We start from the raw sequence: 4,590 nt of genomic DNA, 5'->3' as shown, positions 1-4,590 counted from the left end.
CCGCGCTGCTGGTCGACCGCGCCGGCGTGCTGGTCAAGGTGGTGCCGGAGGTCCGCTCCACCGAGGACTACCGGGCCGAGCTGACCCGCCTCGCGTCCTGAGCCCGCCCGGCCGGCCGCGCGCCGACTCCGCCCGCGTCAGGGCAGGGCGACCAGCTGCGCCTCGACCCGCAGCGGTCCGGCGTTGGCGGTCGACAGTGCGACCTGGAACGACCCGCCCGCGGCGGTGACCTCGGTCGAGGTGACCGATCCGTCGCAGGCGCTGGTGAACGGGTCGGCCGCCCGGGCCCCGTCGATCACGACCAGCAGCTCGCCCGGACCGGTGCAGCGGTACTGGAGCAGATGGCGGGCGCCCGCCTCGGCGGCGGCCTGCCGGACGACGCCGCGCTCCGGGGCGAGGTCGGCGCGCTGCGTCCAGACGGTGTCGGGAAAGCTGTCCAGTCTGCCGCTGCTGGCCTCCTCGTCGAGCATCTGCTCCATGAGCCGGCGCGGGTCCGCCCCGCCGCGGTCGACGTCCACCCGGAACGCCGCGCCGGTCTCCGGGTCGACCCGGAAGATCACGCCGTCCTCGGACCCCTCGGGCACGGAGCGGAAGCGGGTCTCCGACTGCGGGCTCGGCGTGGCAGCGGGCAGCGGCCCGGTGACGGGGGCGCTCGTCTGCCACCACAGGCCCCCGGCGACCAGCGCCACCAGAGCCGACCCGAAGAGCACGCCGGCGCGCAGCCGGTCACCCGCCGCCCGGTCCACCCCCACCCGTGGCCCGTCCGCCGCCTCGTCGGCCCACGGGCGGTCCGCCGGTCCGGCGGGGGGCCGGTCGGCCGCATCGGCGTCCATGCGCCGAGGGTAGCCGCCGAACCACCGTCGCGGCGCGCTCAGTCCTGACGTTCGAGCAGGGCCGCGTAGAGGGTCAGGCCGGGGCCGAACGCCAGCATCACGATCCGCTCCGGCGGCGACGCGGCCCGGCGCAGCCGGTCCAGGATCAGCAGTACCGTCGGCGACGAACAGTTGCCCTGCTCGTTCAGGGTGGCGCGGGACGCCGCCAGCCCTTCCGGCGGCAGGGCCAGCTCCCGCTCCACCACGTTGAGGATGCGCGGCCCGCCCGGGTGCACCGCCCAGCCGTCCACCTCGGACACCGTCGTGCCGTGCCGGGCCAGCAGGTCGTCGACCAGGCCACGCACGTGCGCGGAGAGCACCTGCGGCACCTTCGGCGACAGCCCCATCCGGAACCCGGTGTCGGTGACGTCCCAGGTCATGTGGTCGGCGGTGGAGGTGTCCGTGACGGAGGTGACCTCGCGCAGCGCGTACCCCCGGCCGCCGGGGACGACCGCGGCGGCGACGGCGGCGTCCGAGAAGAGCGCGTGGGAGACGATCTGCTGGGTGTCCACCCGGGCCGTGGCGGGCTGGATGTGCAGGCTGGTCAGCTCCGCGCAGAGCAGCAGCGCCGGCCGGCCACGGGCGGTGACGAAGTCGCTCGCCGCGCCCAGCCCCGGCAGGGCCGCGTAGCAGCCCATGTGGCCGACGAACATCCGCTGGGTCCCCGGAGCCATGCCCAGGTCGCGGGCGAGCAGGATGTCCAGCCCCGGGGTGGCGTACCCGGTGCACGAGCAGACGACGAAGAGCCCGACGTCCCCGGCGGCCAGGCCGGCCGCGGTCAACGCCCGGCCGACCGCCTCCTTCCCCAGCGGCAGCGCCTCGACCTGGTAGCGACGCATCCGCCGCTCGGTCGGCCAGTCGGACACGTCCTCCAGCAGCGGATTCACCGCGGCCTGCCGGCGGGCGACGCCGGAGTTCGCGAAGATCCGCTGGGCCAGCGCCCGGGTGGTGCCGGAGAAATGCCGGGAGAAGAAGCTCTCCCACAGCTCGTCCTGCGCGGCGGACGGCGGCTGCGCCGTACCGAGCCCCGCGATCACTGGTACGGACACGATGCCCACCTCTCGTCCGGCTGCCGACGCTTCCTCACCATGACGCGCTCGCGACCCCGGCGAGCCCGTCGCCCCCACTCACCAACGAGGAGCCGAGCCGTCGCGGTCCGGGTCGCCGCCCAACGCCGCGATGCCGAGCCAGTCCGCGCAGACGTCCGAGGTCGCCGGGTGCAGCGAACCGCAGCGCGCGTCCCGGTAGAGCCGCTCCAGCGGATGGCCCCGGCGGGTCGCCGACGTGCCGGCCGCCTCCAGCATGGACGCCGCCACGTCGGCCGCGGTGGTGCCGGCCAGCAGCTTCGCCCGCCACACCCACCGGTTGGTCTCCGCGTCGCCCGGCGCCTCGTCCACCCGGCGGGCCGCCTCGGCCACCACGAGCTGGGCCGCCGCCGCGGCCGCGTCGGCCCGTCCGAGGCGGGCCCGGACCGCCGGCAGGCCGGCGAGGTTGCGGGCGTTCAGGTGCTCCGCCGCCGCGTCGATCGCCGCCCGGGCCACCCCGACGTAGACGGCGGCGTAGCTGGCCACCAGCCAGTGCGGCATCAGCTGGGCGACCACCAGGGCCAGCCCCTCCACGCCACCGAGCAGCCGGTCGGCCGGCACGGTGACGTCCAGGTGCAGGTCGTGCGACGAGGTCGCCCGCATGCCGAGCGAGTCCCAGGTGGGCTCCACGGTCAGCCCCTCCGGGTCGGCCGGGACCAGGAACTGCGAGACCGTCGACGGGTCGGCGGCGCTGCGCGCGGCCACCAGGTAGCCGTCGGCGTGCCCGGCGCCCGAGCAGAACGTCTTGCTGCCCTTGAGGTGGAAACCGCCGTCGACCGGCTCGTACATGGTGGTCAGCTGGGAGAGCCGGGCGCCCGCGCCGCGTTCGCTCATCGCCACCGCGTACCAGGAGCCCTGGGCGGCGGCGGTGAGCAGCCGGTCCCGGGCGGCCAGCGCCTCGTCCGGCACGCCCAGCGTCTCGGCCAGTTCCTCGGTGACCGCGCCGAGCGCGCCCGTGACCGAGGCGTGCATGTTGAACACCAGCGCGGTCGCGCCGTTGCCCCGGGCCAGTTCGGTGGCGACCGCGGCGTACTCGGCGAAGGTGGCGCCCAGGCCGCCCAGCTCGCGGGGGACCATCAGGCCGAAGAGCCCGGCCTCCCGGAGGTCCCGGAAGTCCTCGACCGGAAATGAGCCGTCCCGGTCATGCGCTGCCGCACGGGCGGCCAGCCTCGGTGCCAGGCGGCGAGCCGCCTCCAGCGCGTGCAGCGTCATACAGCCCCCTCCTCGGCCTGTCCTTACCCCCGGACCGGCTCCGCTATCCGCTCCGCGTGCCACGTCCCTGGTAGAGCACGGCGGTCGACCAGGTCGGCACGATCCGCGGCGTCGGGCCGGCGACGGTCGCAACCGGACCGTCGGCGGCGCGCATCCGTCGGGCCAGCCACCCGAGCAGGCTCCGCACGCCGGGACGGATGCCCCGCAGCCGCAGCTCGACACCGTGCCGGGCGCACTCGGCGACCAGCGCCCGGGCATCCACGAACAACCGTGGATCGTGGATGCCCCGGGGCACGGTGGGCAGCCGCTCGGCGACCCGGACGGCGAGCAACCGGCTCAGCGCGGTGTCGTTCAACGTGTCCAGGACGAGCAGACCGCCGGGGCGGAGCAGCCGGCACGCCTCGGCCACCGCCCGGGGCCAGTCCGGTACGTGCTCCAGCAACTCGCCGGCGGCGACCACGTCCGCGCAGCCGTCGGCCAGCGGCACGGCGGTGGCGTCGCCGTTGACGACGCTCACCCCGTGCGCGGCGGCCTGGCGCAGGGCCGAGCGGGTGAGGTCGACGCCGACGTGCCGGTAGCCCTTGCCGGCCAGGTGCGGGGCGAGCAGCCCGGCGCCGCAGCCCAGGTCGACCAGGAGGGCGCCGGGGCGGCTCGCCGGCGGCACCAGCGCCGCACGCGCCTCGGCCAGCCAGTGCAGCATCGCAAACGCGCCGTCGGGCCGCCACCACTCGCCGGCCAGGTCGTCGTACTGGCGCGGGTCGTTGCGCGGCAGGGTGCGGCCGGCGTCTCGCATGGACCGAGCGTGGCACGACTGACCGGTAACGACCAGACTTTCCTCATGTCGTCAACGGTGCTAGGGCTGGTCAGGGCGAGTCACCCGGAACCCGCCGCAGCGGTCACCACGGTGTCCGGGCTGCTCGCCGTCGGGGTCGGCCACCGCCCGGCCGGCGTCCTCGCCGTGGTGCTCAGCGTGCTGGCCAGCCAGCTCGCCGTCGGCTGGACCAACGACCTGCTCGACGCCGACCGGGACGCCACGGTGGGGCGTACCGACAAACCGGTCGCCACCGGCGCGGTCCGCCGGCGCACGGTCGCTGTGGGGGCGACGGCGGCCGCGCTCGCCACCCCGGCGCTGGGGCTGACCACGACCCCCGCCGCGGCGCTCGCGGTGAGCGTCGCGCTGGTCTCCGCGCTGCTCTACGACTGGCCGCTGAAGTCGACCCCGGTGTCCGTGCTGCCCTACGCGGTCTCGTTCGGGCTGCTCCCCGCCTTCGTGGTGCTGGCGCTGCCCGGCGCGCCGGCGCCGCCGGTCTGGCTGGTCGCCGCGGGGGCCCTGCTGGGCGCCGGGGCGCACTTCGCCAACGTGCTGCCGGACCTCGTCGACGACGCCCGGACCGGGGTGCGCGGCCTGCCGCACCGGCTCG

Annotated in this window: 5 protein-coding genes; 1 reads left to right on the top strand and 4 read right to left on the bottom strand. The window is 76.2% G+C overall.

Annotated features, from left to right (window positions below):
* Positions 1-137 precede the first annotated feature (137 nt).
* The 4 genes from NCC78_RS27850 to NCC78_RS27835 all read right to left on the bottom strand — a co-directional run bounded on the left by NCC78_RS27850 (position 138) and on the right by NCC78_RS27835 (position 3,962).
* On the bottom strand, positions 138-833 hold the full coding sequence (locus NCC78_RS27850; protein WP_250798217.1) for a hypothetical protein: 696 nt from the start codon (positions 831-833) through the stop codon (positions 138-140).
* Between the two features lie 38 nt (positions 834-871).
* Positions 872-1,930 (bottom strand): type III polyketide synthase, encoded by a 1,059-nt coding sequence (locus NCC78_RS27845; protein WP_250798216.1) that lies wholly within the window; start codon positions 1,928-1,930, stop codon positions 872-874.
* 69 nt (positions 1,931-1,999) lie between these two features.
* On the bottom strand, positions 2,000-3,169 hold the full coding sequence (locus NCC78_RS27840; RefSeq protein WP_250798215.1) for an acyl-CoA dehydrogenase family protein: 1,170 nt from the start codon (positions 3,167-3,169) through the stop codon (positions 2,000-2,002).
* A 43-nt stretch (positions 3,170-3,212) separates the two neighbouring features.
* Entirely contained in the window at positions 3,213-3,962 is a 750-nt protein-coding gene (locus NCC78_RS27835) for a methyltransferase domain-containing protein (protein ID WP_250798214.1), read from the bottom strand.
* 9 nt (positions 3,963-3,971) lie between these two features.
* Between NCC78_RS27835 and NCC78_RS27830 the strand changes: the two genes are divergently transcribed.
* On the top strand, positions 3,972-4,590 hold a 619-nt coding region (locus NCC78_RS27830; protein ID WP_372495221.1), incomplete at its 3' end, for a UbiA family prenyltransferase.

Origin of the sequence: Micromonospora phytophila, assembly GCF_023656545.1 — a bacterium.
GTDB classification, from domain to species: domain Bacteria; phylum Actinomycetota; class Actinomycetes; order Mycobacteriales; family Micromonosporaceae; genus Micromonospora; species Micromonospora phytophila.
This window is presented reverse-complemented; position numbering and strand designations above follow the sequence as displayed.

Excerpts from the sequence above, each read along its gene's own strand:
- NCC78_RS27850 (WP_250798217.1), bottom strand. The coding sequence starts at position 833 with ATGGACGCCGATGCGGCCGACCGGCCCCCCGCCGGACCGGCGGACCGC.
- NCC78_RS27840 (WP_250798215.1), bottom strand. The coding sequence starts at position 3,169 with ATGACGCTGCACGCGCTGGAGGCGGCTCGCCGCCTGGCACCGAGGCTG.
- NCC78_RS27835 (WP_250798214.1), bottom strand. The coding sequence starts at position 3,962 with ATGCGAGACGCCGGCCGCACCCTGCCGCGCAACGACCCGCGCCAGTAC.